At 65.8% G+C, this 26997-nt stretch carries 24 protein-coding genes and 2 tRNA genes; 19 read left to right on the top strand and 7 right to left on the bottom strand.

Going from position 1 to position 26997, the window contains the following annotated elements; genetic code table 11:
• Positions 1-3 precede the first annotated feature (3 nt).
• From plsX to BM175_RS04245, 5 genes are all read left to right on the top strand, one after another.
• On the top strand, positions 4-1050 hold the full coding sequence (plsX, locus tag BM175_RS04265; protein WP_244545875.1) for a phosphate acyltransferase PlsX: 1047 nt from the start codon (positions 4-6) through the stop codon (positions 1048-1050).
• Between the two features lie 2 nt (positions 1051-1052).
• Positions 1053-2018: a beta-ketoacyl-ACP synthase III gene (locus BM175_RS04260; RefSeq protein ID WP_090960202.1), complete on the top strand. Its 966-nt coding sequence runs from the start codon at positions 1053-1055 to the stop codon at positions 2016-2018.
• A gap of 106 nt (positions 2019-2124) precedes the next feature.
• On the top strand, positions 2125-2466 hold the full coding sequence (locus BM175_RS04255; RefSeq protein ID WP_090959752.1) for an integration host factor subunit alpha: 342 nt from the start codon (positions 2125-2127) through the stop codon (positions 2464-2466).
• Positions 2467-2479: 13 nt separating this feature from the next.
• Complete coding sequence (locus BM175_RS04250) at positions 2480-3034, top strand: MerR family transcriptional regulator (protein ID WP_090959749.1); 555 nt, start codon at positions 2480-2482, stop codon at positions 3032-3034.
• Between the two features lie 61 nt (positions 3035-3095).
• Positions 3096-3172 (top strand) — tRNA-Pro (locus tag BM175_RS04245).
• 40 nt (positions 3173-3212) lie between these two features.
• On the opposite strand, the gene BM175_RS04240 is transcribed toward BM175_RS04245, so the two are convergent.
• Positions 3213-4160, bottom strand: a complete 948-nt coding sequence (locus BM175_RS04240) for a GGDEF domain-containing protein (RefSeq protein ID WP_244545853.1) — start codon at positions 4158-4160, stop codon at positions 3213-3215.
• A gap of 372 nt (positions 4161-4532) precedes the next feature.
• Here BM175_RS04240 and BM175_RS04235 point away from each other — a divergent pair, with 372 nt between their 5' ends.
• Complete coding sequence (locus BM175_RS04235; RefSeq protein WP_090960199.1) at positions 4533-6071, top strand: UxaA family hydrolase; 1539 nt, start codon at positions 4533-4535, stop codon at positions 6069-6071.
• Between the two features lie 5 nt (positions 6072-6076).
• Positions 6077-7063, top strand: coding sequence for a GntR family transcriptional regulator (locus tag BM175_RS04230; protein ID WP_090959743.1), 987 nt, complete (start codon positions 6077-6079; stop codon positions 7061-7063).
• On the opposite strand, the gene BM175_RS04225 is transcribed toward BM175_RS04230, so the two are convergent.
• Positions 7048-7677 (bottom strand): cysteine hydrolase family protein, encoded by a 630-nt coding sequence (locus BM175_RS04225; protein ID WP_090959740.1) that lies wholly within the window; start codon positions 7675-7677, stop codon positions 7048-7050. The genes BM175_RS04230 and BM175_RS04225 overlap by 16 nt on opposite strands.
• A gap of 174 nt (positions 7678-7851) precedes the next feature.
• Here BM175_RS04225 and BM175_RS04220 point away from each other — a divergent pair, with 174 nt between their 5' ends.
• A complete protein-coding gene (locus BM175_RS04220; RefSeq protein ID WP_090959737.1) occupies positions 7852-9942 on the top strand; it encodes an NAD(+) synthase in 2091 nt (696 codons plus the stop codon).
• 61 nt (positions 9943-10003) lie between these two features.
• Here BM175_RS04220 and BM175_RS04215 read toward each other — a convergent pair.
• Positions 10004-10078 (bottom strand) — tRNA-Val (locus tag BM175_RS04215).
• A gap of 82 nt (positions 10079-10160) precedes the next feature.
• A complete protein-coding gene (locus BM175_RS04210; RefSeq protein WP_090959733.1) occupies positions 10161-10916 on the bottom strand; it encodes an HAD hydrolase-like protein in 756 nt (251 codons plus the stop codon).
• A 224-nt stretch (positions 10917-11140) separates the two neighbouring features.
• On the opposite strand from BM175_RS04210, the gene rpiA reads away from it, so the two are divergent.
• The 5 genes from rpiA (at position 11141) to BM175_RS04185 (ending at position 16106) form a co-directional block, all read left to right on the top strand.
• Complete coding sequence (rpiA, locus tag BM175_RS04205; protein WP_090959730.1) at positions 11141-11836, top strand: ribose-5-phosphate isomerase RpiA; 696 nt, start codon at positions 11141-11143, stop codon at positions 11834-11836.
• Positions 11837-11930: 94 nt separating this feature from the next.
• Positions 11931-12458 (top strand): DUF2059 domain-containing protein, encoded by a 528-nt coding sequence (locus BM175_RS04200; protein WP_055884374.1) that lies wholly within the window; start codon positions 11931-11933, stop codon positions 12456-12458.
• A gap of 77 nt (positions 12459-12535) precedes the next feature.
• Entirely contained in the window at positions 12536-13936 is a 1401-nt protein-coding gene (gene gor, locus BM175_RS04195) for a glutathione-disulfide reductase (protein WP_090959728.1), read from the top strand.
• Positions 13929-14582: a gamma-glutamylcyclotransferase family protein gene (locus tag BM175_RS04190; protein ID WP_090959726.1), complete on the top strand. Its 654-nt coding sequence runs from the start codon at positions 13929-13931 to the stop codon at positions 14580-14582. Before gor ends, BM175_RS04190 begins: the two co-directional genes overlap by 8 nt.
• A gap of 144 nt (positions 14583-14726) precedes the next feature.
• A complete protein-coding gene (locus tag BM175_RS04185) occupies positions 14727-16106 on the top strand; it encodes a class II 3-deoxy-7-phosphoheptulonate synthase (RefSeq protein WP_090959723.1) in 1380 nt (459 codons plus the stop codon).
• Between the two features lie 82 nt (positions 16107-16188).
• Here BM175_RS04185 and BM175_RS04180 read toward each other — a convergent pair whose 3' ends face one another.
• Complete coding sequence (locus BM175_RS04180) at positions 16189-16857, bottom strand: DedA family protein (protein WP_090959721.1); 669 nt, start codon at positions 16855-16857, stop codon at positions 16189-16191.
• A gap of 215 nt (positions 16858-17072) precedes the next feature.
• On the opposite strand from BM175_RS04180, the gene BM175_RS04175 reads away from it, so the two are divergent.
• Both BM175_RS04175 and gltX read left to right on the top strand, forming a co-directional pair.
• Entirely contained in the window at positions 17073-17381 is a 309-nt protein-coding gene (locus BM175_RS04175; protein WP_090959718.1) for a hypothetical protein, read from the top strand.
• Positions 17382-17417: 36 nt separating this feature from the next.
• Entirely contained in the window at positions 17418-18791 is a 1374-nt protein-coding gene (gene gltX, locus BM175_RS04170) for a glutamate--tRNA ligase (RefSeq protein WP_090959715.1), read from the top strand.
• 24 nt (positions 18792-18815) lie between these two features.
• Here the strand turns inward: gltX and BM175_RS04165 are convergent, their stop codons facing one another.
• Positions 18816-21134 carry an NADP-dependent malic enzyme gene (locus tag BM175_RS04165; RefSeq protein WP_090959712.1) on the bottom strand — a complete coding sequence of 773 codons (2319 nt, stop codon included), beginning with the start codon at positions 21132-21134 and terminating at the stop codon, positions 18816-18818.
• A 184-nt stretch (positions 21135-21318) separates the two neighbouring features.
• Here BM175_RS04165 and BM175_RS04160 point away from each other — a divergent pair, with 184 nt between their 5' ends.
• A complete protein-coding gene (locus tag BM175_RS04160; RefSeq protein WP_090959709.1) occupies positions 21319-22155 on the top strand; it encodes a UDP-2,3-diacylglucosamine diphosphatase in 837 nt (278 codons plus the stop codon).
• Between the two features lie 7 nt (positions 22156-22162).
• Here the strand turns inward: BM175_RS04160 and dgcA are convergent, their stop codons facing one another.
• Positions 22163-23152, bottom strand: a complete 990-nt coding sequence (gene dgcA, locus BM175_RS04155; protein ID WP_090959706.1) for an N-acetyl-D-Glu racemase DgcA — start codon at positions 23150-23152, stop codon at positions 22163-22165.
• A gap of 131 nt (positions 23153-23283) precedes the next feature.
• On the opposite strand from dgcA, the gene BM175_RS04150 reads away from it, so the two are divergent.
• From BM175_RS04150 to BM175_RS04140, 3 genes are read left to right on the top strand one after another with little or no spacing between them, the layout of a single operon-like run.
• Positions 23284-24474, top strand: a complete 1191-nt coding sequence (locus BM175_RS04150) for an ABC transporter permease (protein ID WP_090959704.1) — start codon at positions 23284-23286, stop codon at positions 24472-24474.
• Positions 24455-25285, top strand: coding sequence for an ABC transporter ATP-binding protein (locus tag BM175_RS04145; RefSeq protein ID WP_090959701.1), 831 nt, complete (start codon positions 24455-24457; stop codon positions 25283-25285). The genes BM175_RS04150 and BM175_RS04145 overlap by 20 nt, the downstream gene beginning before the upstream one ends.
• Positions 25285-26952: an MlaD family protein gene (locus BM175_RS04140; RefSeq protein ID WP_090959698.1), complete on the top strand. Its 1668-nt coding sequence runs from the start codon at positions 25285-25287 to the stop codon at positions 26950-26952. Before BM175_RS04145 ends, BM175_RS04140 begins: the two co-directional genes overlap by 1 nt.
• Positions 26953-26997: the final 45 nt, after the last annotated feature.

Below are 26997 nucleotides of genomic sequence, written 5' to 3'. Positions count from 1 at the left end.
GCGATGGGCGGCGACCACGGTCCCGCCGTCGTGCTGGCGGGGGCGCAGACGGCGCTGGAGCGTCACCCCGACATGCGCTTCGTGCTGTTCGGGCAGGAAGACGCCGTGCGCCCGGTGCTCGATGGCCTGCCGAAGCTGCGCGAACGGTCGACCTTTCACCATTGCGATGTTTCGATCCGCATGGACGACAAGCCGTCACAGGCGCTTCGGCAGGGGCGCTACAAGTCGTCCATGTGGAAGGCGATCGAGGCGGTGAAGACCGGCGAGGCTGATGTGGCGGTCTCGGCCGGCAACACCGGCGCCCTGATGGCGATGGCGAAGTTCTGCCTTCGCACCATGGCCAACATCGAACGCCCGGCGATCGCCGCCATCTGGCCGACGCTTCGCGGCGAGAGCATCGTTCTCGACGTCGGCGCGACGATTGGGGCCGACTCGCAGCAGCTGATCGACTTCTCGGTGATGGGCGCGGCCATGTCGCGCGCCCTGTTCCAGATCGACCGGCCGACGGTCGGCCTCCTCAACATCGGCGTCGAAGAGGTGAAGGGTCAGGAGGACATTCGCGAAGCGGGTCGCCTGATGAAGGAGACGCCGATCGACGGCCTCGACTATCGCGGCTTCGTCGAAGGCACGGATCTCGGCAAGGGCACCGTCGACGTGGTCGTCACCGAAGGCTTCACCGGGAACATCGCGCTGAAGACCGCCGAGGGCACCGCCCGCCAGATCGGCTCGTATCTCAAAGCAGCGATGACGCGCACGTGGATGGCCAAACTCGGCTATCTCCTCGCCAAGAGCGCCTTCGACCGGCTGCGCGATAAGATGGACCCGCGTAAGGTCAACGGCGGCGTGTTCCTGGGGCTGAACGGCGTGGTGATCAAGAGCCATGGCGGTTCGGACGCCGAAGGCACGGCAGCCGCGATCGACGTCGCCTACGCCATGGCCGCCAACGGTTTGCTCGCGAAGATCGAGAGCGATCTCGGTCGAGTGTATGCGAACGAGGTTTCGGTGCCGCTCGAAGGCGAAGCGGCCGGTTCGGAAGAGGTCGCGCCATGACCATGTTTCGCTCGGTCGTCCGCGGCACCGGCTCGGCGTTGCCCCGCCAAGTCGTGACCAACCAGGACCTCGAGACGCGCGTCGAGACGAGCGACGAGTGGATCCAGCAGCGGACCGGCATCAAGCAGCGCTACATTGCGGGCGAGGGCGAGACTACGGTCTCGCTCGGCGAGGCGGCGGCGCGCAAGGCGCTGGAGGCTGCGGGCCTCGTGCCCGACGACATCGACCTCGTGATCCTGGCCACCGCGACGCCCGACAACACGTTCCCCGCGTCCTCGACGCAGGTGCAGCGCCGCCTCGGCATCACCAAAGGATTCGCGTTCGACGTCCAAGCTGTCTGCAGTGGCTTCGTCTACGCGATGACGACGGCCGACCTCTATCTGAAGGCCGGCATGGCGCGCCGGGCCCTCGTGATCGGAGCGGAAACGTTCAGCCGAATCGTCGACTGGTCGGATCGAACGACATGCGTCCTCTTCGGAGACGGAGCCGGCGCGGTCGTCCTCGAACGGGAAGAGGGTGAGGCAAGCGATCCGGGCGTTCTGATCGCGCGGCTGCGGGCGGATGGATCGCACGGCGACAAGCTGTTCGTGGACGGTGGCCCATCCTCGACCGGTACGATCGGGCATCTTCGGATGGAAGGCCGCGAGGTCTTCAAGCACGCCGTGGGCATGATCACCGACGTCGTCGAGGATTCGCTTCAGGCCCTTTCCCTTTCTGCGGCCGAGATCGACTGGTTCGTGCCGCATCAGGCGAACCGACGCATCATCGAGGCTTCGGCGAAGAAGCTCGGGATTCCGATCGAGAAGGTCGTGATCACGGTCGATCGCCACGGCAACACGTCGGCCGCCTCGATTCCGCTGGCGATCGACGTCGCGGTGCGCGACGGGCGGATTTCGACCGGCGACATCGTGCTTCTCGAGGCGATGGGTGGTGGCTTTACCTGGGGCGCCGTCGTCGTTCGCTGGTAACGGGCGCGCTTGATTCACCCTTTCTTTTCGGTATTTTCCGAGGCCTAGCCGAAGCGCGTCGTCGCTCGGGGCGGGGGTTCCGGTTCGGTTTCAGCAGGGGTTTTGCATGGGAGACAGGACGGTGACGCGGGCCGATCTCGCCGAGGCGGTTTTCCGCAAGATCGGTCTTTCCCGGTCCGAGTCGGCCTATCTGGTCGAGTCGATCCTGGAGGAGATCTGCACGACGATCGCTCGCGGGGAGGCGGTCAAGATTTCGTCGTTCGGCTCATTCCTCGTTCGGGCCAAGAACGAGCGCGTCGGGCGTAATCCGAAGACCGGCGAAGAGGTTCCGATCTCGCCGCGACGTGTGGCTGTGTTCAAGCCGTCGAACGTCATGAAGGACCGCATTCTCGAAGCCCACGAGGCGCGCGGACCGGACGTAGAACCGGCACTGAAGGCTGCGGAATGAAGGCCGTCGGCGGTTGAGCGGCGAGAAGAGCGCGGACGCGTTCCGCACCATAAGCGAAGCGGCGGAGGAGCTCGATCTACCGCCCCATGTCCTGCGCTTCTGGGAGACGCGGTTTCCGCAGATCAAGCCGATGAAGCGGGGCGGCGGACGCCGCTATTATCGACCGGACGATGTCGAGCTTCTGAAGGGCATTCGCTATCTCCTGTACGTTCGCGGCTTCACGATCCGGGGTGTCCAGCGCATCCTGAAGGAAAGCGGGCATCGCGCCGTGATGGCGATCGGTGCCGGCGATCTCTCCGGGCTCGAACGTCTTCAGTCCGGCAAGGGTCAGCGCGTCGAGCCCGAAGCCGCAGCCGAAATCGAAGAGGTCGACGAGCTGCCCGCTGACGAGATCGATCATCCGGTTCCCGAACAGCGGCGCGGACCGTTGTCGAATCTTCTGCGGCGCGACCGTGAAGGGGCAGGCCATGCGGGCGGCAACGCCCTGTCGCGCGACGGCGTCGATCGCCTCAATGGCGTGATTCTCGAGCTTCTGGAACTGAAACGGCTGCTCGATCAGGTTCGTTGACCGGCTGGGACGCGCGTTCGCGCTTGCATCCGCCGTGCGCATTGATTAGGGAAGCTCGTGTCGGAGCGTAGCGCAGCCTGGTAGCGCACCTGAATGGGGTTCAGGGGGTCGGAGGTTCGAATCCTCTCGCTCCGACCACTAACCGGACAACCGATTACCTTCCGAAGCCGCTTCGCTGCTAAGCGACCCGGACCTGATTCCGGCCGTTCGTCTTGGCGACGTAGAGCGCCTTGTCCGCACGATCCACGGCAGCAGGAATGTCCGGGCCGCCGAGGGCGATCGCGACACCGACGCTGACGGATATCTCGATCTGGGCGCCGTTCCAGTCGATCGGTTGTGCACCGATGGATCGCCGCAAGCGCTCGGCGAAAACGGCTGTCTCGGCGCGTCCCGCACCGGGAAGCACCAGTACGAACTCCTCACCGCCGAACCGTGCGATGTGGGCACCGAACGGAAGAAGGAGTTCTGCGCGTCGTGCGAAGGTTCCGAGCACATGGTCACCTGCCGTGTGGCCGTGCCCGTCGTTGACCCGCTTGAAGTGATCGAGGTCCACGACCACGACGCCGGCGGGTCCCGTCACATGCTGCGTCTGCGCCACCAGTCCCGCCCGATTGAGAACTTGCGTCAGCGGATCCCGCAGGGCCTGCCGGGCGAGCGCAAGGTTCGCTCGGTCCGCTTCGAGCGCCAGAATCGCGGTCGTCAGCAGAATCGAGGACACATGGTCGACGACGAAGATCAGAATGACCGGCACGTTGGGCGGCAAAATTGCTGGCGACAACAACGGCAGACAGAGTGCGATGGAGATCGCCAGGAGCGACAGGCCGATGACCTTGCGGATCGGGGAGCGTCCGCGTGACATCGATAGCACGTAGACGGCCATCGCAGCCTCGTGAATGGCATAGGCGATGGTGCTGCCGGTGTTGACGGCCTCCTCGTCGAAGGTGGCAAGGTCAAGCAGCACGTGCGTTGCGACCGGCACGACCGCCATGACCATCATGAAGGTTGTCATCGCGCTGCGCTGATCGAAGAGGCGCAAGCCGACCCAGAACAGCATGCCTGCGGTCGACCACCCGAGCGGTGACCAGACGCTGCCATACCGGCCGAAGTCGACGAAGCCGATCGACATGCTGGCGCAGAGGAGGAAGCTCAGACCGAACAGGAGGTGATGGAGCCGTTCGCGATGCAGGAGCCAGCAGCTGACGAACACGACGCCGCACGTCAGGAAGACGACGGAGTCCGTGAACTGCAGGGTCGGAATCGAAAGGCTCATGAGAGTCGGCCTGTTGCGGTTCGCCGACAGTGGATGCCCGGAATGAAGGGTTCCCTTCGATGCGCTCTCTATTCGCCGGCATCGTGAACCAGTGCCTCCGTACGCCGCGCGCGAGCCAATCGTCTCCAAGGCGATGCGCGGGCAGAGACATCAAACCGATTGACTTCGAGCCTCCGGCCCGAAATGATCATTGCCGACAATATCCATTCCATTGTTCGGAAGCTTGCCATGTCGGACGTGCTCGACGTCTCGCCTACCATCCGTCTCAATGCGGACGACAACGTCGTCGTGGCTCGGCGGACCATCGCAGTGGGCGAGCGCGTGGGCGTCGGAAGCATCGTCGCCCGGGCCGACATTCCGAGCGGGCACAAGGTCGCGGTTCAGGCGGTCGCGCAAGGAGGCCGGGTTCTGAAATACGGGCAGGTGATCGGGTATGCGACGGCGCCGATCCTGCCGGGCGACCATGTGCACCTTCAGAACCTCGGAATGCTGGACAGCGAGGTCCATCACGAGTTCGCCGCCGATGCCCGGCCGACGCCGCTTCTGCCCGAGAGCGAGCGGCGGACCTTCCTGGGATACTCCAGAGCCGACGGTCAGGCAGGGACGCGCAACTACATCGGCATCGTCTCGTCGGTGAACTGCTCGGCCACCGTATCGCGCGCCATCGCCGACCATTTCAACCGCAAGGGCGGCCTCGACGGCTTCCCGAACGTCGATGGCGTCGTGGCGCTGACGCACGGTCAAGGCTGCGCGCTGAACCTCAAGACCGAGGGATACACCTACCTCGCGCGCACCCTCAGCGGCTACGCGCGCAATCCGAACTTCGGCGGCATCCTGATGATCGGTCTCGGCTGCGAGACCAACCAGATTTCCTTCATCACCGAGAAGTACGGGCTGGAGGAGGGGCCGCTGATGCGGACCATGACGATCCAGCAGCTCGGCGGCACGCGGCGCACCGTCGAGGAAGCGAGCACGATCATCAACGAGATGCTCCCGGTCATCAACGCGGTCGAGCGCACCGAGCAGCCCGTCTCCAAGCTGAAGCTGGCGCTCGAATGCGGCGGCTCGGACGGTTATTCCGGCATCTCGGCAAACCCCGCGCTCGGCTACGCGTCCGACCTCCTGGTTCGCCACGGAGGGACGGCGTGCCTTGCCGAAACGCCCGAGATCTATGGCGCCGAGCATCTGCTGACACGCCGCGCGGCGACGCCGGCGGTGGCGCAGAAGCTGATGGACCGCATCGATTGGTGGCGCGACTATACCGCGCGCCACGGGGCCGAACTGAACAACAATCCCTCGCATGGCAACAAGGCGGGCGGCCTGACGACGATCCTCGAAAAGTCGCTCGGCGCCGTGGCGAAGGGCGGTTCGATGCCACTCGAGGCCGTCTATGAATACGCCGAGCCGATCGACCGGACGGGCTTCGTTTTCATGGATACGCCAGGCTACGATCCCGTCGCGGTGACCGGACAGATTGCGGGCGGCTGCAACATGCTCGTCTTCACCACCGGCCGGGGGTCGGTGTCGGGCTGGAAGCCGGTGCCGACCATCAAGGTGGCCACGAACAACGCCATGTACGAGCATATGAGCGACGACATGGACATCAACTGCGGCGGGATCGTCACTGGCGAGGAGACGATCGAGGAGTCCGGCACGCGGATGTTCGAGACCATTCTGGCCGTGGCGTCCGGCAAGCGGACGCAGAGCGAGATCTACGATTACGGCGACAACGAATTCGTCCCCTGGCAGCTCGGCGCGATCACCTGACGCCGGTGGAGCCGGCCGAGTCAGGCGCCCGGCGCCCGACCTACGAGCGGATCGCCGAGATACTGCGTGCAGCACTGGAGGCGGAGCGCGTGCCGCAGGGAACCGTGCTGTCGGAGGTTCCGCTGGCACGGCTGTTTGGCGCGGGTCGCTCCCCCGTGCGTCAGGCGCTCGGGCGCCTCGAGGCGGACGGGCTCGTGAGCCGCTTCGACGGCCGCGGATTCCTCGTCGGGCAGGAAGCACCGAGCCGGGTCGAGGTCACGCCCTCGATGCTTGGTCTATGCGCGGACACGATCGGCCTCGTGCACGCGCGCCCGGCCGACGCTCTCTATTACGGCGTCGAGCGCGAGTTGATCCTGCGCTCGCTTCGCGGCCCCTCGCGCGTCAACGAACTGGCCCTCTCGCGTCATTTGCAGATCGGGCGGTCGGTTGCCCACGACATTCTGCTTCGGGCGCAGGCGGCGGGCATCCTCGAAAAGGGCGATAACTCCCGCTGGGTGATCCGCGAACTCGGCGCCGAGCGGATCGAGCAGTTCTACGAACTGCGGATGCTCCTCGAACCCGCGGCTATCGCACAGGCCGCTGGGCGCATCCCTGACGCGACCCTTGCCGAGATCGAGGAGCGGCATCGCATGGCCGCCGCCGCATGGACCTCGACCGAAGCCGCAACGCTCGATCAACTCGAAACCGATCTGCACGTGACCTGCCTCGGCTACGCCGCCAATCCGGAGATCACGGAGGCACTGCGGCGCAGCCGGACGGTGCTTTTGTCCGGCAAGCACGTCCAGCGCGCCATCGGCCCGACGGCGACCGTCGATCGCTTCGTGGACGAGCATCTCTCGGTGATCGAATGTCTGCGCCGGGGCGAAGGCGCACCAGCGGCCGTCGAGATGAAGCGCCACCTCGTTCTGGCGCGCGACAAGGCGCTCGATCGCCTTCACGCATTCCAGGCGATGCCCGGAGCCGACGTCCGGGCCAGCTATATCGAAGGTTGAATGCCGGTCCATTCGGCGATGGTGGTCTCAGTCAGGACCGTCTCGATCTGCTGGCCGTAGCGCCGACGATAGACCGCCAGCATCGCATCGTGCATCTCGTCCGACGAGGAGCAGAGCGCATCGATGACGACGATCACGCGGTATCCGCGATCGACGCCGCCAAGCACCGTGCCGAGAACGCAGACATCGGTTTCGCCGCCTGAAACGATCAGCGTATCGACGTTCCACGCCTGAAGCCTCCGGTCGAGATCCGGCTCACACCATGGTGAGTAGACGGTCTTGTCGATGATTTCCGCTGGCGGGTGAAACCGCGCGAGCGCGGGGAGAAGGTCGACCATCTCGGCGCCCATCCGCTCGACCGTCATGGATTGCCAGCTTTGGTAATAGCGCCGCCACGTGCCTTCGCCCTGTCCCGGCCTGTCCACCGGAATGAAGCGCGTGAAGATGGTCCGGTCCGGCGCTGCCTCGCAGAGAGCCACGACCCGCGGCAGGACACGCTCCATCCATGGGGTGCGCCACTCCGTGTCCTCCGCGAACATGCGCTGCATGTCGACGCAGAGATGCACGCAGTTCGGCCCGATCGGTCCGTGTCGAAGCTTGAGATCATCGGTCATGGTGCAGTCCTTCTTCTGGGAAGGACGCGCGCCGCAACCCCGCAGTTCCCGGCGAAACAGGGAGGCGGCTAAGGGGAGGCGACCTCTGGAACGCGGCCTGCGAATCGGACTTAACCTCTCTGCCGAGGCCGACACCCACTGGTCGCGCCTGAACATCGGAGCTTGCCCGTGGCCATGTCGCCGACCCAACCCGAAGAGCGAGCGCGGCGCTTCGCGTCGCTGCACACGCACGGCTTCGTGCGCGTCGCGGTCTCGACGCCGCGCGTCCACGTGGCGGACCCGGCCGCCAACGCGGACGCGATCCTGGCGGAGGCTCGGCGTGCGGCAGGCGAGGGCGTCGATCTTCTCGTCTATCCGGAGCTCTCCCTATCGGCCTACGCGATCGACGATCTCCATCTTCAGGACGCCTTGCTCGATCGCGTCGAGGAGGCGCTCGGGCGCATTCGGGACGAGACCGCCGACCTCCCGTCCGTTCTCCTCGTCGGGGCTCCGATCCGACGCAACGGGCGGCTCTACAACTGCGCGGTCGCTCTCTCGCGCGGGCGCATCCTTGGCGTCGTGCCGAAGATTTTCCTGCCGAATTATCGCGAGTACTACGAGAAGCGCTGGTTCGCATCCGGCCATGGGATCGTCGGCGAAGACCTGACGATCGCCGGCGACGTGGTCCCGTTCGGGACGGATCTCCTGTTCCAGGCCGAGGACCTCCGCGACTTCATCTTCCACATCGAGATCTGCGAGGACTACTGGGCTCCGAACCCGCCCTCGATCCGGGGCGCGCTGGCCGGAGCGCTTCTCCTCTGCAACCTCTCGGCGTCACCGATCGTTGTCGGCAAATCGGCGGATCGACACGTCCTGACGTCCGCACACGCGATGCGCTGCATGGCGGCCTACATGTACTCGGCGGCCGGTGCGGGCGAGAGCACCAACGACCTGTCTTGGGACGGGCAGGCGGTCATCTACGAACTCGGCGATCTCCTCGTCGAATCGGAGCGCTTCGCCCGCGAGCCGCAACTGACGGTCGCGGACGTCGATCTGCAGCGCTTGCGGCTCGAGCGCATGCGCACGCCGACGTTCAACGATGCAGCGGCGTTCGAGGGGCATCCCGAGCAGGAATTCCGGCGCATCCGCTTCGAGCACCGGCCGAGCTTTAAAGAGCTTGGCCTCCGTCGCCCGTTGCGGCGCTTTCCCTACGTGCCGAACGCTCAAGATCGGCTGGATGCGGACTGCTACGAAGCCTTCAACATCCAGGTGCACGGGCTGGTGAAACGCTTCGAATCGACGCCCGGCGACCGCATGGTCATCGGTGTATCCGGCGGGCTCGATTCCACCCATGCGCTAATCGTGGCCGCCAAGGCCTGCGACTGGCTCGGGCTTCCGCGCACCGCGATCCTCGGCTTCACGATGCCTGGCTTTGCGACGGGCGACGACACAAAGGCCAACGCCTGGACGCTGATGCGAGCGCTCGGCATCGAAGCCGCCGAGATCGACATCAAGCCGACCGCCCGCCAGATGCTCGGCGACATGGGACATGCCTTTTCGAAGGGGGAGCCTGTCTACGACATCACGTTCGAGAACGTGCAGGCGGGCCTTCGCACCGATTTCCTGTTTCGTCTCGCCAACCAGCGCAGCGGCTTCGTGATTGGGACGGGCGACCTGTCGGAGCTGGCGCTCGGCTGGTGCACCTACGGCGTCGGCGACCAGATGAGCCACTACAACGTCAACGCCGGGGTGCCGAAGACGCTGATCCAGTACCTGATCCGCTGGACGGTCGCGAGCGGCCAGTTCGACGAGGCGACGGGCCGGGTGCTGACGGCGATTCTCTCGACCGAAATCTCGCCGGAACTCGTGCCGGCCGACGCGTCGGGTGCGATCCAGAGCACACAGGCCAAGATCGGCCCCTACGAGCTCAACGACTTCTTCCTGTTCCATACGATGCGCTACGGCCAACCGCCCGCCAAGGTCGCGTTCCTCGCCTGGCATGCCTGGCGCGACGCGTCGGCTGGGCGCTGGCCTGCGAACTTTCCGGACGCCGGGAAGAACGCCTACGACCTCCCGACGATTCGTCGCTGGCTGGAGAAGTTCCTGATCCGATTCTTCCAGACGGCGCAGTTCAAGCGGACGGCGATGCCGAACGGCCCGAAGGTTTCCGCAGGTGGCAGCCTGTCTCCGCGTGGAGACTGGCGCGCACCGTCCGACGCCGTCCCGCATGCCTGGACGGCCGATCTGGCGGCGATCCCGACACAAGAGCCCGACTGGAACTCGTGAACGCGAAAAGGGCCGGTCAAACCCGGCCCATCGTCATCGGCGCGTCATGTTCGTTCGGAAATGGTGGGCGATACTGGGATTGAACCAGTGACCCCTGCAGTGTGAATGCAGTGCTCTCCCGCTGAGCTAATCGCCCGTCGCCCCGGGCGTTGCCGGCTGCGAACGAGACTGCCTATAGTCGCCCGAGCCGGGCTCGTCAATCCGCCAAACGTGGTCGATCAGCGGATCAACCGGTCGACCAGCGCGACGTCGATCTCGTCGAAATGCGAGACGACCGCCGTCGCCTTCTCCCGTGCGATCCGGTCGGCGTCATAGCCGAAGCCGAGGAGAATGGAGGGCAGGCCGAGCCGCTTGGCCGCCTCGATATCCGTATCCGTGTCGCCGATCATGACGGCACAGTCGATCCGGCCGCCGGCCAGCGCGATCGTGCCGGACAGGTGGACCGGATCGGGCTTGCGGGCCATGAACGTGTCGGCGCCGCAGATGGCGGCGAACCGGTCCGCGAGGCGAAGTTCGCGCAGCAGCCGGATGGCCAGCGCCTCGGTCTTGTTGGTGCACACCGCGAGCGTCGCACCGGCGTCGGCCATGCGATCGAGCGTTGCGAGAGCACCCGGAAAGAGCGTCGAGGACACGGCGATATGGTCGCCGTAGTAGGCGAGGAACCGCGCGGTCTGCTCGGTGAGTTCGGCATCGCCCAGCGGCCGGTCGGCCCGCATGTACGCGGCCGTCAACATCGCCTTGGCACCGTGGCCGGCCTGCGGCCTAACGCTATCCAGCGTCGTCGCGGAAAGACCGGCCGAAGCGAGGCAGTGATTCAGTGCACCGGTCAGATCGGGCGCCGTGTCGACCAACGTGCCGTCGAGGTCGAACACGACGGTCGCACCGTCCAGCGCCCGCTCGTGCTTCGCCAGAGTTCTGCGTGCCGGCGGGCCGGTGACCGGGCGGGCGAGGGGAACGGAACGGACAACACTCATCGTTACGGACTTTGGGGACCTTCGGTGATCGGTCAAGCGAGCCAACGCTCCGGAGCGACATCGGACCCGCAGATCGACGGATTTGCTGACGCTCTGAAACATTGGGGTCACAGGTTAAGCCTGTATTCACCAACAAAGAGTTGCATCGCCTCCGCGCCGTTCGGCTTTGACCTCGCGCGGCTATCGGTTAGAGCCGACCGATGCAGACGATCAGGAAGGCAGTCATGGACGCGGCATCGTTGAAGGAGAAGGTCGGGCAGGCGGCTGCGGCCGAGGTCGAGACCGGGATGCGCCTCGGCATCGGCACGGGCTCCACGGCGGAGGCCTTCGTGCGCGCGCTCGCCGTCCGCGTGAAGGAGGGGCTGAGGATCGTCGGAGTGCCGACGTCCGAGCGAACCGCGGCGCTGTGCCGCGACCTTGGCATTCCCCTTGCAACGCTCGAAGAGATCCCCGAACTCGACCTGACGATCGACGGCGCGGACGAGATGGACCCTCAGCTTCGCCTCGTGAAAGGCGGTGGCGGCGCGCTCCTTCGCGAGAAGATCGTTGCGGCCGCCTCGGCCCGGATGCTGGTCATCGCCGACGCTTCGAAGAAGGTGGAGACGCTCGGCGCCTTTCCGCTACCCGTCGAGGTCAACGGCTTCGGCATCGTCGCCTCGCTGATCGCGATCGAAAAGGCCGGGCAGCTTCTCGGACTGACCGGCGACCTATCGCTTCGCAAGGTCGGCGAAAGCCCCTTCGTCACGGACGGGGGACACCTCATCGTGGACGCATCTTTTGGCCGTATTCCCGATCCAGAAGCGCTTTCGGCCGCCCTTCATGCGATTCCGGGCGTGGTTGAGCATGGGCTGTTCCTGGGGCTGGCGAGCGCGGCGATCCTGGCTGGACCGGACGGGATCGAACACGTCGCGCCGCGCTGACGGACCCTCGCGAAAGCCTGGCAGGGCTTGCGGCGCAATTCAGAGTTTGGCACTTGGGCCGCAATAGCCCCATCGAGATCAATGGAGTGGGAACTTGAAGCTTCCTAGCGAAACACTGCGTCGCGGACTGTGCGTGTCCGTCGCGCTGCTCGGCCTGTCCGTGGCTCCGGCCTTCGCGCAGGACGCCAGCCCGTCGCACATCGCGGCTGCGCGTCAGGCTGTGGACGCTCTCGACACCACCGAGCAGTTCGACCAGATCCTCCTGAACGCGGCGACGCAGATCAAGGCGGAGCTGATCGTCAACAATCCGAACCTCCAGTCCGAGATCTCGAACATGGTCGACGACGAGGCGCTGAAGCTCGCCCCTCGTCGCGGCGACCTCGAGAACGAGATCGCGCGCATCTATGCCAAGCTCTTCACCGAGCAGGAGCTGCGCGAGATCGCCGAGTTCTATCAGGGAGAAGCCGGAAAGAAGCTCTTGGCGCAGGGCCCGACGGCCTCGCGCGAGATGATGTCGGCGGCCGACGTCTGGGCGAGCGGCATCGTGCGCGATCTGCGCAACGCCTCGATCAATGGCGCGGCCAAGCTCGCCCCGCCGGCGCAGGCCACCTCGACGCAGTGACGGGTCTCGCCGTAGCTCTATAATCGAATGCAAGGGGCGGCCTCGAGCCGCCCTTTTCCATGGAAACAGGAGCGATCATGGCGTCTAGCGGATACGATTTCGATCTTTTCGTGATCGGTGGAGGATCCGGTGGCGTCCGGGCCGCCCGGAAGACGGCAGCACTCGGCCAAAAGGTCGCGATCGCGGAAGAATATCGCTTCGGTGGCACCTGCGTCATCCGCGGCTGCGTTCCCAAGAAGCTGATGGTTTATGCCTCGCACTTCGCCGAGGACTTCGAGGACGCCAAGGGCTTCGGCTGGACCCTCGGTGAGCCGAGCTTCGACTGGTCCGAACTCATCGCCGCCAAGGACCGGGAGATCGAGCGCCTCGAGGCGATCTACGCCCGCAACGTCGAGAATGCCGGCGCGGAGATCCTGAAGTCTCGGGCCGTTCTCGAAAGCCCGCATGAGATCCGGCTTCTCGCCACCGACAAGGTCGTCACCGCCGAACGCATCGTTCTGGCTGCGGGCGGTCGCGCCAATCCCTTCCCGGGCCTTCCCGGCGCCGAGCACTGCATCACCTCGAACGAGGCGTTTCATTTGAAGCGCCTGCCCGAGAAGATCGTGATCCTCGGAGGTGGCTACATCGCCATCGAGTTCGCTCACATCTTCAATGGCCTCGGGTCCGAAGTGACCTTGGTCTATCGCGGCCAGAGAGTGCTGCAGGGCTTCGACGACGACCTGCGCGACGCGCTACAGGCGTCGATGGTCGCCAAGGGCATCCGCGTCCTGACCGAGGATACGATCGTGCAGGTCGACCAGAAGGCGGACGGCCGCTTTCAGGCCCACCTCAAGGGCGGCGGGCTTTTGGACGCGGACGAGGTGATGCTTGCGGTTGGGCGCATGCCGAACACGATCGATCTTGGCTGCGAAAAGGCCGGTGTCGAGCTCGACGAGAAGGGCGCGGTGAAGGTCGACGACTACTCGAAGACGACGGCCGACAATATCTGGGCGCTGGGCGACATCACCAATCGTGTCCAGCTGACGCCGGTGGCGATCCACGAGGCCATGTGCTTCGTCGACACCGTCTATCGCGATCGACCGACGAAGCCCGATCTCGACGACATTCCGACCGCCGTCTTCTCGCAGCCAGAGATCGGCACGGTCGGTCTGACCGAGGCGGAAGCGGCCAAGGCGTTCGACGAGGTGGAGGTCTACCGCACGACGTTCCGCCCGATGCGAAACACGGTGTCGGGCCGGCAGGACCGGACGCTGATGAAGCTTCTCGTCGACAGCGCGTCGCGCCGGGTCGTCGGGGCGCATCTCTTCGGTCCGGATTCGGCCGAGACGGTGCAGATCCTCGGCGTCTGCGTGAAGGGCCGCCTGACCAAGGATGTCTTCGACCGCACGATGGCGTTGCATCCGAGTGCAGCCGAAGAACTGGTGACTCTCTACGAGCCGAGCTATCGGCTTCGAAGCGGGCAGCGCGTCGATGGGTGAGCTGCCGCTCGGCGGCTCCGTTCATCCCGACGATCCGAACCTTGCTGCGCTCGCCGCGGAGGGGCGGATCGTCGCCTACTTCGGCTATGGCTCGCTGGTGAACCGGGCCACCCTGCGCACGAAATTTCTCGGCATCCGCCGGGCGAGCGTGACGGGCTGGCGACGCTTCTGGATGCCGCGCCGGACGCCCGAAGCGGCGCTTCTGTCCGTTCGTCCCACCGAGGGTTTCGAGACGCAGGGCGTCGTCGTCTACGACCTCGCCGACCATCTGCCCGCCGTGGACGAGCGCGAAGCTGGTTACATCAGGCGCGTCGTGATGCCCTTGCATGTCACGATCGAGGATGCGCCCGCACCCGACGTGCCGCTGTTCATCTACGAGGCATCGCCGGTGGAACCGGACGCGGCGGATGTCGGCGCCTTTATCCTGCAGTCCTATCTCGACGCGGTGTTGCAGGGTTTTCTCTCGCTCTACGGCGAGACCGGCGTCCGCCGGTTCGTCACGGAAACCGAAGGCTTCGCGACCCGGATCGTGGCCGACCGCGCGGCCCCGCGCTATCCGCGATCCGTCGTTCTCTCCGCCGGCGAAGCGGATCTGTTCGATCGTCTCGTGTGCGATCGGGGTGCACGGATCGTCGGCCCCGGTTGAACGGTCAACGTCAACCCTTTGGTGACAAACGGCCGGGTTCGTGTCAGTAAGCCGCCACCGATCGCTCCGGGTGCCTTCGTGCCCGCGAACATTCTGCCCGAACGAGAAACAAGAACCGGGCGCACGATCGGCTGAGGAGATGTCATGGCCAAGGATTGGACCCCGTCGAGCTGGCGCGCAAAGCCCATCGAGCAGGTGCCGGCGTATCCCGACCTCGCGGCGCTCGGGGAAACCGAGAAGCGTCTGGCCTCCTTTCCGCCGCTCGTCTTTGCAGGCGAGGCGCGCAAGCTGAAGAAGGCGCTGGCCGAAGTCGCCGAAGGGCGTTCCTTCCTGCTTCAGGGCGGCGACTGCGCCGAAAGCTTCGCCGAGCACGGCGCGGACAACATCCGCGACTTCTTCCGCGCGTTCCTCCAGATGGCCGTCGTGCTCACCTTCGCGGCGTCCTCGCCTGTGGTGAAGGTCGGCCGGATCGCCGGTCAGTTCGCCAAGCCCCGTTCGTCCGGCAACGAGACGAAGGGCGGCGTGACGCTGCCGTCCTACCGAGGCGACATCATTAACGGCATCGACTTCGACGAGGCCTCGCGCATCCCGTCGCCCGAGCGGCAGGAGATGGCGTACCGGCAGTCCGCCGCGACGCTGAACCTCCTGCGTGCCTTCGCGCAGGGTGGCTACGCCAACCTCGACAACGTCCATCAGTGGATGCTCGGCTTCGTGTCGGGCAGCCCGCAGGCGGAGCGCTATGGCCAACTCGCGGACCGCATCTCCGAGACGATGAACTTCATGCGCGCGATCGGCATCAATTCCGAGAGCCATCCATCGCTGCGCGAGACCGACTTCTTCACCAGTCACGAGGCCCTGCTTCTCGGCTACGAAGAGGCGCTGACGCGCGTCGATTCGACGAGCGGCGAGTGGTACGCGACCTCGGGCCACATGATCTGGATCGGCGATCGCACGCGTCAGCCGGACAACGCGCATGTCGAGTACTGCCGCGGCATCAAGAACCCGATCGGCCTGAAATGCGGCCCGTCGCTGTCGGCGGACGAACTCATCCGCCTCATCGACATCCTGAACCCGCAGAACGAGGCGGGGCGCCTGACGCTGATCACGCGCTTCGGCCACGACAAAGTCACCGACCATCTGCCGCGCCTCATCCGCGCCGTGCAGAAGGAAGGCCGCAAGGTCGTCTGGTCGTGCGATCCGATGCACGGCAACACGATCACGGTGAACGACTACAAGACGCGACCGTTCGATCGCATCCTGTCCGAGGTCGAGGCCTTCTTCGACGTGCACCGTGCCGAGGGAACGCATGCCGGCGGCATCCATATCGAGATGACCGGCAAGGACGTGACTGAGTGCACCGGCGGCGCGCGTCCGGTTCTCGCGGAGGATCTGTCGGATCGCTACCACACGCATTGCGACCCGCGCCTCAACGCCAACCAGGCGCTGGAACTCGCCTTCCTGACCGCCGAGCGGATCAAGAAGGAGCAGGAAGCCTACCGGCCGCCGCAGGCCGTCGGCTTCTGAGACGGGTCGAGACGATTGCGCAATGAAAAGGGCCGGATGTGAAAGCATCCGGCCCTTTTCGATTGGAGGAGTCAGCGGCGTCTCAGTCCTTCGCCTTGCGATCGCCGGAGCCCGAAATGCGGGAGGCGACCGGCTCGAGGGTCTCGCCGGCCCCGTCCTCGCGGCCGCGCGAAAGGATCTTGTCGCGGATCACCGAGCCACCCTGCTGCCAGGCGAAGAAGAGCCCCAGCAGCACGAACAGGACGGCGAGACCGATCATCACCCCGTGCTCCATCTGTTCCAGCCACTGGAAGACCGAAGTGATGGAGTATCCGAAGACATAGCCGATCGTTGTGAACAGGCCGGCCCAGATGCCGGCGCCAATGAAGTTGAGCACGAGGAAGCGCGGGATCGTGATGGACGACAGGCCGAGCGCGATCAGCCCGGGCATCCGAAGCCCGTAGACATAGCGGTTCACGATCACGAAATAGGCCTGATACCGGTCGACGAGGCGCAGGGCCTTGGCGAACTTCGGCTTCTTCTTCCAGCGCACGACCCAGCGGCTGTCGGAAAAGTAGCGCGAGAACAGGAACACCGCGAGATCGCCGCAGAACGACCCGATGAAGGCAAGCGTGGCCATCAGTTCGATTGGATACGACCCGCGATAGGCGAGGAAACCGCCGATGATGGCGAAGACCTCACCTTCGAAGAACGTCCCGGCGAACACGATGCCGGGACCGAACCGGTCGATCAGAGAGAGGATTTCGTACACGCGGTCTCCGCAGGCGTCTTCGTCGTGCGAGGCATCTCCCTCGCGTCCTATGTCGGGCGGAATGCGCGATTTGCAATTGCGAGGCAAGCGTCAGACGCGCATCTCTCCGTTGCGTGAGGCGTTGTGACCTGCGGTCGCGGGCCTGCGTTGGCGGTCTTCGACACTCCCCGTGGTAATCGTGGGGTATGGGCCGGAAAGGACAGGGAACGATCTGCATGGAAACACCGGCCCCCACCGATCTTCTGGCGGCCGCCTTCGCGGTCGGCGTGCTGTTTCTCGTTCGATTCATGCTGGCGCTGCGTCGCATTCGTCTCGAACTCGGCGCCCGGTGGCCGAGCGAACCGCAAGCTTGGCGAGGCGCTACGCGTCCGCTGGCGTTCGGCGAAGCGATGGAGCCGGACCGGCGGCATGCCATGCGGCAGCTCGGCGTCGGGATGGTCTGCCTCGCGCTGGCCGCGATTCTCGCTCTGTGGCTCGGCGGTGCCGCGCTCTTCGGTTGGCCGGTTCCGTTCGCGTCCGCATGATTGCAACGGGAACGCGCGACGTTTATCGCGGAAGGCATGACCGTCTTCGTCCGTTTCGCCCCGTCCCCGACGGGCTATCTCCATATCGGCAACCTGCGTCCGGCCCTCTTCAACTGGCTGTTCGCGCAGCGTCGCGGCGGCCGTTTCCTCCTGCGATACGATGATACCGATCGCGAGCGCTCCAAGACCGAATATGCCGAGGCCATCGCAGAGGACCTGGCATGGATCGGTATTCGCCCCGATGCGGTGGCCCGGCAGTCCGATCGCCTGTCGCACTATGATGCAGCGGCCGATCTCCTGCGTGACAGCGGCGCTCTCTACCCGTGTTACGAGACGGCCGAGGAACTCGAGCGCATGCGCAAGCGGCGCATGGGGCGCGGGTTGCCGCCGGTCTACGGTCGCGAGGCGCTGCGGCTGACGGCCGAGGATCGCTTGAGGCTCGAAGCCGAGGGCCTGCGGCCCCACTGGCGCTTTCGGTTGCCGAACTTCGCCAGCGACCCGCTGAAGCCGGAGCGGACGGACGTCCACTGGGACGACGTCGTTCGCGGCCGCCAGACCGTCGATCTCGCTTCGCTGTCCGATCCGGTGCTGATCCGCGAGGACGGAACCTACCTCTACACGTTCTGCTCGGTGGTCGACGACGGCGAGATGGGGATCACCCATGTCCTGCGGGGTGACGACCATGTCACCAACACGGGCGTTCAGATCGCGATCTTCGAGGCGCTCGGTCATGCCGTGCCCGCCTTCGGGCATTTCAACCTGCTGACCACGATCGACGGCGAGGGGCTCTCAAAGCGCACGGGCGCCCTGTCGCTTCGGTCGCTCCGCGACGACGGACTGGAGCCGATGGCTGTCGCGTCGCTCGCGGTGCTGACCGGCCTGTCTGGCTCGATCGAGGCGATGTCGGACCTGACGGCTCTGGAGGCGCGCCTCGATTTCAATCACGTGTCGGCGTCGAGTTCGAAGTTCGACCCCGCCGAACTCCACCGCCTGAACGCCGAACTCGTCCACGCAATGCCTTATGCGGCAGTTTCGGATCGCTTGCGCGACCTCGGCGTGCCGGATGATCGGGCCGAGGAGTTCTGGATGGCGGTCCGTCGGAATTGCGAGCGCGTGCGAGACGCCGAGGCGTGGCGGGACATCGTGTTCGGTGCCGCGATCGAGAAGCCCCCTCTCAAGGAGGACGATCTGGCGTTCGCGCGCGAAGCCTTCGACCTCCTGCCTGAATGTCCGTGGGATGCCGGAACGTGGAAGCTGTGGACGGAGCGCTTGAAGGCGGCAACCGGCCGCAAGGGCCGCGCCTTGTTCATGCCGCTTCGACTGGCCCTGACCGGGCTGGAACACGGTCCGGAGCTCGCCGATCTCCTACCGTTGATCGGCCCCGAGCGGGCTGCTGGCCGGCGTCCCTGACGGACGCCGGCTGAAGGAGCGTCTTCAGCCCTTCGCTTCCTCGTCGCGCTGCAGCGCCTCGGCCACGGCGATCGCGGCCATATTGACGACGCCGCGCGAGGTGACGGACGGCGTCAGGATATGGGCCGGCTTGGCGGTACCCAGCAGGATCGGCCCGACATGCAGCGCATCGGTCATGGTCTTCACGACGTTCATCGTGATGTTGGCCGCGTCAAGCGTCGGGAACAGCAGGAGGTTGGCGTCCTCGGTCAGCGTCGAGTTCGGCATGACGCGCTGGCGCAGTTCACGCGAGAGCGCCGTATCGCCGTGCATCTCGCCGTCGATCTCGAGATCCGGCATCTGCTCGCGCACGAGAGCGAGAGCGGCGCGTAGCTTGCGGGCGTCGGCCGTGTCGGCCGTACCGAAGTTCGAGTGCGACAGGAGCGCGGCGCGCGGCTTGATGCGGAAGTGCTCGATCATTCGCGCCGAGAGTTGCGCGATCTCGGCAAGGTTTTCGGCCGTCGGGCTGTCCTGCACGTAGGTGTCGGCGAAAAAGGTCGTGGCGTTCTGCGAGATCAGGAGGCTCAGCCCCGATAGACGACCGACGCCCGGCGCCACGCCGATGATCTGCCGGATATCCCGGATCTGGCGCGAGAACCGACCGGCGAGACCGCAGATCAGGATATCGGCGTCGCCGCGCGAGACCGAGACCGCACCGATCACGGTCGTGTTGGTGCGCACCAGCGCGCGCGCCGTGTCCGGATTCACGCCCCGGCGGCCGACCTTCGAGAAGTAGTGGTCGACATAGTCGCGGTAGCGCGGATCGTCCTCTGGGTTCACGACCTCGAAGTCCTGGTGCGGCCGGATGCGCAGTCCGAACCGCTGCAGACGCGTTTCGATGACGCTCGGGCGCCCGATCAAGATGGGCCGGCAGACCTTGTCCTCGAGGAGCACCTGCGCCGCCCGAAGCACGCGCTCGTCCTCTCCGTCGGAGAAGATCACCCGCTTTTCGGAATTGCGGGCGAAGGCGAAGATCGGCTTCATCACGAGGCCGGAGCGATAGACGAAGCGGTTGAGGCGATCGAGATAGGCGTCCCAGTCCGCGATCGGACGCAGCGCGACGCCGGTCGTCTCGGCCGCGCGAGCCACCGCCGGGGCGATCTTCAGGATCAGTCGAGGATCGAAGGGCGAGGGGATCAGGTATTCCGGGCCGAAGACCGGGGTCTCGGAGCCGTAGGCCTTGGCCGCGACTTCCGACACTTCCTCGCGAGCGAGCGCCGCGATCGCGTCGACCGCGGCGATCTTCATCTCCTCGTTGATCGAGGTCGCGCTGCAGTCCAGCGCGCCCCGGAAGATGTAAGGGAAGCAGAGGACGTTGTTCACCTGGTTCGGAAAGTCCGAGCGCCCGGTGCAGATCATCGCATCCTTGCGGACGGCCCGCGCGAGGTCGGGCATGATCTCCGGCGTCGGGTTGGCCAACGCCATGATCAGCGGCTTCTCGGCCATCGATTCGAGAAGCTCGGGCTTGAGGACGCCGCCGGCCGACAGGCCGAGGAAGATATCGGCGCCTGCGATCACGTCGGCGAGCGTGCGCGCCTCGGTGTTCTTCGCATAGACCGCCATCCAGCGGTCCATGCCCTTCTCGCGGCCTTCGTAGACGACGCCTTCCTTGTCGGTGCAGATGATGTTCTCGACCTTCGCGCCGAGCGACACGAGGAGGTTGAGGCAGGCGAGCGCAGCCGCTCCCGCGCCTGAGGTCACGATCCGCACGTCCTCGATGCGCTTGCCCGCCAGGAGCAGCGCATTGCGCACCGCCGCCGAGACGATGATCGCCGTGCCGTGCTGGTCGTCGTGGAAGACGGGGATGCCCATCTTGGCACGAAGCTGTTCCTCGACCTCGAAGCACTCCGGCGCCTTGATGTCCTCGAGGTTGATGCCGCCGAAGGTCGGCTCCAGCGCCGAGACCACGTCAACCATGCGATCGATGCTGGTTGCGTCGATCTCGATGTCGAAGACATCGATGTCGGCGAACTTCTTGAATAGGACGGCCTTGCCCTCCATCACCGGCTTAGAGGCGAGGGGGCCGATATTGCCGAGGCCCAGCACCGCCGAACCGTTGGACACCACGGCCACGAGATTGGACCGGCTGGTGTAGTCGGCGGCCACCGACGGATCGTCCGCGATCGCAAGGCAGGGCGCGGCGACGCCCGGCGAATAGGCGAGCGCGAGATCGCGCTGGTTGCCGAGCGGCTTGGTGGCGTGGACGCCGAGCTTACCGGGCTTGGGATGGCGGTGGTAGAAGAGCGCCTGCTCGTCCAGATCCCGCTTGGCGGAGGTGTTTCTGGTTTCGTCGGCGCTCGACATGCTTGGCTCTCCAGTCGTTCGAATCGCGCCGACGCGCTGAGGCATGTCGGCAACGATGGGCTTCGATCGACTAATGCCAGCCGGGCAGGTGGTAAACAACCTTCGACCCGAAGCCCTGCCGTCACATGGATGCAATGCAAACCGGCGATTTTGCCCGCATTGGCAATCGAAGGGGCCGAAGCCCATGACGCCGACGAGTCAGCCGCGCACGCACCGGCACTTCCGCACCCTCTTCATCTCCGACGTCCATCTCGGGTCCAAGGCGGCGCAGGCCGAGCAGCTCCTCGCCTTTCTTGCGGTCCACGACGCCGAGAAGATCTATCTGGTCGGCGACATCGTCGACGGCTGGCGCCTGAAGCGGGCGTGGCACTGGCCGCAGTCGCACAACGACGTCGTGCAGGCGTTCCTGCGCAAGGCGCGCAAGGGCACGCAGATCGTCTACATCCCCGGCAACCACGACGAGTTTCTGCGCGGCTTTCCCGGCCAGCACTTCGGCGGCATCGAGGTGCGCCTCACCGACGTCCACGAGACGGCGGACGGCCGCAAGCTCCTCGTGATGCACGGTGACGAGTTCGATGTCGTGGTCCGCAACGCGCGGCTCATCGCCTATCTCGGCGACTGGGCCTACGACGCGGCGATCGCCATCAACCTCGTCTTCAACCGGTTTCGCCGCCGCTTCGGCTTCGGCTACTGGTCGTTCTCCTCCTGGGCGAAGCTGAAGGTGAAGAACGCCGTATCCTTCATCGGCGCCTTCGAGACGTTGCTCGCGGCGGAGGCCGATCGCATGGGCTGCGAGGGCGTGGTGTGCGGGCACATCCATCACCCGCAGATCGCGGAGCGTTCGGGCATCCTCTACGTCAACAGCGGCGACTGGGTCGAAAGCTGCTCCGCCATCGCCGAGCGGAACGATGGGACGCTCGAGCTCCTGACCTGGACCGGCACGCAGATGCCGGTCCCCCAGATCGTGGAGAAACCTGTGTTGGAGGATGCCCGCGCGCTGGAGCCAGCCCGCGCCGCCTGACGCGCGGCTAGCCCCAAAGCGCCGCTTGGGGGACGCCGACGGTCGAGCCCTCGTAGCGCAGGCCGTCCGGCCGGTCCTCGGCCAGAAGCAGCGGTCCGTCGAGATCGCAGAGTTCGACCTCCTGCGCCAAGAGAACGGCGGGCGCCATGCCGAGCGACGAGCCGACCATGCAACCGGCCATCACTCCGAATCCGAGCCGCCGCGCCTCGGCCAGGAACCGCATTCCTTCGGTGAGGCCACCGGTCTTGTCGAGCTTGAGATTCACGTAGTCGTAGCGTCCGACGAGCGCGGCGAGGTCGTCGCTACCGTGCACCGACTCGTCGGCACACACCGGCACCGGACGCGGCATCCGCGTGAGGATCTCGTCCTGACCGGCCGGCAAGGGTTGCTCCACGACGAACGCTCCGATCGATGCAGCGACGAGCATATGGTCGCGGATGGTCTCGGGCCGCCAACCTTCGTTCGCGTCGATGATGAGACGCGCCGCCGGCGACGCCGCGCGGACGGCACGCATACGCTCAGCGTCGCTGTCCGGTCCGCCGACCTTGACTTTCAGGACGGTTCGGTTCGCGACGGCAGCGGTGGCCCGGTGCATCTCGTTGGGCGTGTCGAGCGAGATGGTGAAGGCGGTATCGATCGGATGCGGCGTCCCGATGCCGAGGAGCTGCGCTACGCTGGTCCCGGCCGACTTGGCCTCGAAATCCCAGAGCGCGCAATCCACCGCGTTGCGGGCCGCGCCCGCCGGCAGCAGCGACTGAAGCGCCACGCGATCCGCACCCGCCTCCAGCGCTTCGCGCACGCCCTCGATGGCGGCACACACCGTTTCGACGTTCTCGCCATAACGCGCATAGGGGACGCACTCGCCGCGACCGCGAAAGCCGCCGGCCTCGAACGTGCAGGTGACCACCGCGGCTTCGGTTTTCGAGCCGCGCGCGATGGTGAAGCGTCGCGCCAGCGGGAAGCGGTCCACTGTGACCGAAAGACGACGCATCGGCATATTTCCTTCGCAAAACTTAACGGGCATTGCATCGCACACGACGCAAGCTAACTCTGGCGTTAAGACCTTAAGCCGGCCGAGCGGTGTTACGGCCTTTTCCTATACCGCCATCCCACGACCCGAGCGATCGCATGCTGGATACTCCGCACCCCGAAGGGGCTCCGAAGAAGGAAGGTCGCCCCGACGGCGCCTCGCCTTCGCTCGAGGCGGAGAAGGGCAAGGGCGGCGTCGTCCTCCATTTCTCTGGCGACTGGCTGGCTCGTACCATCGGTCATGTTGAAAGCGTCGTCGACGAGACGCGCAAGGCCGACCTCGGCAAGTCCGTAACCTTCGACCTATCGTCGGTCGGGCGCCTCGACACGTCGGGCGCGCTTCTGATGGAGCGTCTGCAGCGGGCCCTCGCCGAGAAGGGTGCCGAGGTGCGCTCCGAGGGGTTGGGCGACGCGGAGACGAAGCTGTTCGGCGCGGTGCGCAAGGCGATGGACACGCCTCGACCGGAGACCAAGACAAAGAAGACCTCGGCCATCGCGGATTTCTTCGCCGCGATCGGCGCCAACGTCTTTGCGGTCGGCCGCGAGACGATGATGGGCCTTAACATCGTCGGCGCGTCGCTCTACGGCGCCGGTCGGCGCATCACCGGCAAGCAGAGCTGGCGGCCCGCGGCCATCGTCAGCCAGATGGACCGCATGGGCGTGCGCGCCGTGCCCATCATCGCCCTGATGAGCTTCCTGATCGGCGCTGTCATCGCGCAGCAGGGCGCCTTCCAGCTTCGCAACTTCGGCGCCGAAATCTTCGTCGTCGATCTCGTCGGCATCCTGCAGCTGCGCGAGATCGGCGTACTTCTGACCGCGATCATGATCGCCGGTCGTTCGGGCAGCGCCATCACCGCCGAGATTGGCTCGATGCGCATGCGCGAAGAGGTCGACGCGTTGCAGGTGATCGGCCTCAACCCGATCGGCGTCCTCGTCTTTCCGCGCCTCGTGGCCCTGACGATCGTCCTGCCGCTCCTCGCCTTCATCGCCGACATCGCCGGCCTCCTCGGCGCCATCGTCGTCACCTGGATCTATTCCGGCATAACGCCCGATGCCTTCATCACGCGCATGCGCAGCGCGATCGACATCGGCACCGTCTTCGCCGGCCTGATCAAGGCGCCGTTCATGGCGATCGTGATCGGCGTCGTCGCCTCGCTCGAAGGGCTCAAGGTCGGCGGCAGCGCCGAAAGCCTCGGCCGCCACGTCACGGCTTCGGTCGTGAAATCCATCTTCCTGGTCATCCTTCTGGATGCCGTATTCGCGATCTTCTATGCCGCCATCGGATACTGACACCACGCCTCGCAACCGGGACGACGACGTCATCATCCGCGCCAAGGATGTGACGGTCCGCTTCGGCTCGAAGACGATTCTGGACGGCCTGTCGCTCGACGTGCGTCGCGGCGAGATCCTCGGCTTCGTCGGTGCTTCGGGCACCGGCAAGTCCGTGCTCCTGCGCACCATTCTCGGCCTCAACGCCAAGCAGTCGGGCACGATCGAGGTGTTCGGCGTCGACTACGAGCGCGCCGACGAAGCCGCGCGGCTGAGCGTCGAGCAGCGCTGGGGCGTCTTGTTTCAGCAGGGCGCCCTGTTCTCGTCGCTGACGGTGCTGGAGAATATCCAGGTTCCGATGCGCGAGTATCTCGACATCTCGCCCAAGCTCATGGACGAGTTGGCACGGCTGAAGATCGATCTCGTCGGTCTGGCCGCCGACGCCGCCGACAAGTACCCGTCCGAGCTCTCCGGCGGCATGATCAAGCGCGCTGCGCTGGCCCGCGCTCTCGCGCTCGACCCCGACATCGTCTTCCTCGACGAGCCGACATCGGGCCTCGATCCGATCGGCGCCGCCGACTTCGACGAGCTCATCATGACGCTTCGCGACACGCTCGGGCTGACGGTCTACATGGTGACGCACGACCTCGACAGCCTGTTCCAGGCCTGCGACCGGATCGCGGTGCTCGGCAAGAAGAAGGTCCTTGTGGAAGGGCCGCTCCAGACCATGCTGGATTTCGAGGACGACTGGGTGAAGTCGTACTTTCACGGCAAGCGGGCGCGATACGTCGTGCCCAAGGACGAGAATCCGTATTTCAGCGGGAACGAGTGATGGAAACCAGAGCCAACTACATCCTCGTCGGTGTGTTCACCGTCGCGGTGCTCCTGGCAAGCTTCGGCTTCGTCTACTGGTCCGCGAACGTGTCTGACCGCGACTCCCGCGTCCCGCTACTCGTGCGCATCGAAGGCTCCGTCTCCGGTCTTAGCCAGGGCAGCCAGGTCCTGTTTAACGGCCTCGCAGTCGGTTCGGTCACCAACCTGCGCATCGATCCGAACAATCCGCGCGTCGTCATCGCGACGACGCAGATCGATCGCACGACGCCGGTCACCACCTCGACCACCGCGACGATCGGCTTCCAGGGCCTCACCGGTATCGGGTTCATCGGACTTACGGGCGGTAACGTCAACGACCGCAACATCATCCAGTCGGCGCTGGAGCAGGGCGCGACGCCGGTCATCACCGCCAACCCGTCGGATGTGACCGACATCCTCGCCACCGCGCGCGACATCGCCGACCGCGCCAACAACATTCTCGGCCAGTTCGAGGACATCGTGCAGGCGATCGGTCCTGCCGTGCGCACGACGGCCGACAACGTCGCGCAGACGTCGACCAACGTCCGCACGTTCACCGACAGCCTCGCCGCCAACGCCGACCAGATCGACGACTTCCTGGCGAGTCTCGCCGACCTTTCGCGCAGCGCCAACAACGTCGCGGTGCAGCTTCCCGACCTCATGAGCCGCGCCAGCAACTTTATCGGCGCGCTCGACGTCGCGGCCGTCAACCAGTCGATCCAGAACGTCGCGGCGATTTCGCAGTCGCTGCGCGATCAGACCGGAAACTTCACGCGGGCGATCGAGTCCGTCTCCTCGGCGGTCGCCGGCTTTGGCTCGGTGGGCGACACGATCACCCAGAATCTTCCGAGCGTTCAGGCATTCCTCCAGCGGCTCGGCCCGATCTCCGAGACCGCGACGAGCGTGGCGACGCGCCTCGACTCGACGCTCGCCGACGTCTCTCAGATCACCGCAGCCGTCAATCCGGATCAGGTGCGCTCGACGATCAACAGCGTCTCCGGCTTCACCGATGCGCTCAACGCCCAGTCCGGCCGCGTCGGTTCGGTCGTCGCTGGCGCCGACACGATGCTGCAGACCCTGAACGGTGCGCTGGAGGGTCTGAACGGTACCCGCGCCCGGATCGACACGCTTCTGTCGGCCGTAAGCGCCTCGACCATCAACCAGGCCGTCAACAACGTTTCGTCCGCGACCAACAACATCGCGGCGGCGGCAGACTCGGTGCGCGGCGTTGCCGACAACATCAATTCGCGCCGCCAGGACATCAACGACATCATCACGAACGTCGAGGACACGAGCGCCGCGCTGAAGGTCGCCTCGAACCAGGTTCAGACGCTCATCAATTCGGTGAACGGCCTCGTGAACAGCCCGGACGGGCAGGGCCTGACCGCGGAGGCGAGGGCAACGCTGCAGAGCGTGCGCGCGACGGCCGAGACGATCCAGCGTTCGGTCGGACCGATCGCGGCGAATCTGCAGAATTTCACCGGGCAGGGACTGCAGGACGCACGCAACCTCATCCGCGAGACGACGCAGGCGGTGTCGCGGATCGAGCGGGCCATCCTCGATCTCGCGAACAATCCGAGCCGCGTCATCTATGGCGGCGACGGATCGGGCGAGGTCCGCCAGTTCGACGGTCGCGTCCGGCGATAGGCGAGCTTCCTCGGCGGGCCGGGTGGCCAGCCGGCAACATACGTC

The organism is Aureimonas phyllosphaerae, from assembly GCF_900113065.1.
Lineage (GTDB): Bacteria > Pseudomonadota > Alphaproteobacteria > Rhizobiales > Rhizobiaceae > Aureimonas > Aureimonas phyllosphaerae.
Note: the sequence above shows the minus strand (reverse complement) of the source record. Positions and strands in the feature narration are given on the sequence as shown.

Excerpts from the sequence above, each read along its gene's own strand:
- BM175_RS04240 (WP_244545853.1), bottom strand. The coding sequence starts at position 4,160 with ATGTCGATCGGCTTCGTCGACTTCGGCCGGTATGGCAGCGTCTGGTCA.
- dgcA (WP_090959706.1), bottom strand. The coding sequence starts at position 23,152 with ATGCCGATGCGTCGTCTTTCGGTCACAGTGGACCGCTTCCCGCTGGCG.
- BM175_RS04210 (WP_090959733.1), bottom strand. The coding sequence starts at position 10,916 with ATGAGTGTTGTCCGTTCCGTTCCCCTCGCCCGCCCGGTCACCGGCCCG.
- BM175_RS04150 (WP_090959704.1), top strand. The coding sequence starts at position 23,284 with ATGCTGGATACTCCGCACCCCGAAGGGGCTCCGAAGAAGGAAGGTCGC.
- BM175_RS04220 (WP_090959737.1), top strand. The coding sequence starts at position 7,852 with ATGTCGCCGACCCAACCCGAAGAGCGAGCGCGGCGCTTCGCGTCGCTG.
- BM175_RS04160 (WP_090959709.1), top strand. The coding sequence starts at position 21,319 with ATGACGCCGACGAGTCAGCCGCGCACGCACCGGCACTTCCGCACCCTC.
- BM175_RS04225 (WP_090959740.1), bottom strand. The coding sequence starts at position 7,677 with ATGACCGATGATCTCAAGCTTCGACACGGACCGATCGGGCCGAACTGC.
- BM175_RS04175 (WP_090959718.1), top strand. The coding sequence starts at position 17,073 with ATGGAAACACCGGCCCCCACCGATCTTCTGGCGGCCGCCTTCGCGGTC.
- BM175_RS04255 (WP_090959752.1), top strand. The coding sequence starts at position 2,125 with ATGGGAGACAGGACGGTGACGCGGGCCGATCTCGCCGAGGCGGTTTTC.
- BM175_RS04165 (WP_090959712.1), bottom strand. The coding sequence starts at position 21,134 with ATGTCGAGCGCCGACGAAACCAGAAACACCTCCGCCAAGCGGGATCTG.
- BM175_RS04190 (WP_090959726.1), top strand. The coding sequence starts at position 13,929 with ATGGGTGAGCTGCCGCTCGGCGGCTCCGTTCATCCCGACGATCCGAAC.
- rpiA (WP_090959730.1), top strand. The coding sequence starts at position 11,141 with ATGGACGCGGCATCGTTGAAGGAGAAGGTCGGGCAGGCGGCTGCGGCC.
- BM175_RS04145 (WP_090959701.1), top strand. The coding sequence starts at position 24,455 with ATGCCGCCATCGGATACTGACACCACGCCTCGCAACCGGGACGACGAC.
- gltX (WP_090959715.1), top strand. The coding sequence starts at position 17,418 with ATGACCGTCTTCGTCCGTTTCGCCCCGTCCCCGACGGGCTATCTCCAT.
- plsX (WP_244545875.1), top strand. The coding sequence starts at position 4 with ATGGGCGGCGACCACGGTCCCGCCGTCGTGCTGGCGGGGGCGCAGACG.
- BM175_RS04235 (WP_090960199.1), top strand. The coding sequence starts at position 4,533 with ATGTCGGACGTGCTCGACGTCTCGCCTACCATCCGTCTCAATGCGGAC.
- gor (WP_090959728.1), top strand. The coding sequence starts at position 12,536 with ATGGCGTCTAGCGGATACGATTTCGATCTTTTCGTGATCGGTGGAGGA.
- BM175_RS04185 (WP_090959723.1), top strand. The coding sequence starts at position 14,727 with ATGGCCAAGGATTGGACCCCGTCGAGCTGGCGCGCAAAGCCCATCGAG.
- BM175_RS04260 (WP_090960202.1), top strand. The coding sequence starts at position 1,053 with ATGTTTCGCTCGGTCGTCCGCGGCACCGGCTCGGCGTTGCCCCGCCAA.
- BM175_RS04140 (WP_090959698.1), top strand. The coding sequence starts at position 25,285 with ATGGAAACCAGAGCCAACTACATCCTCGTCGGTGTGTTCACCGTCGCG.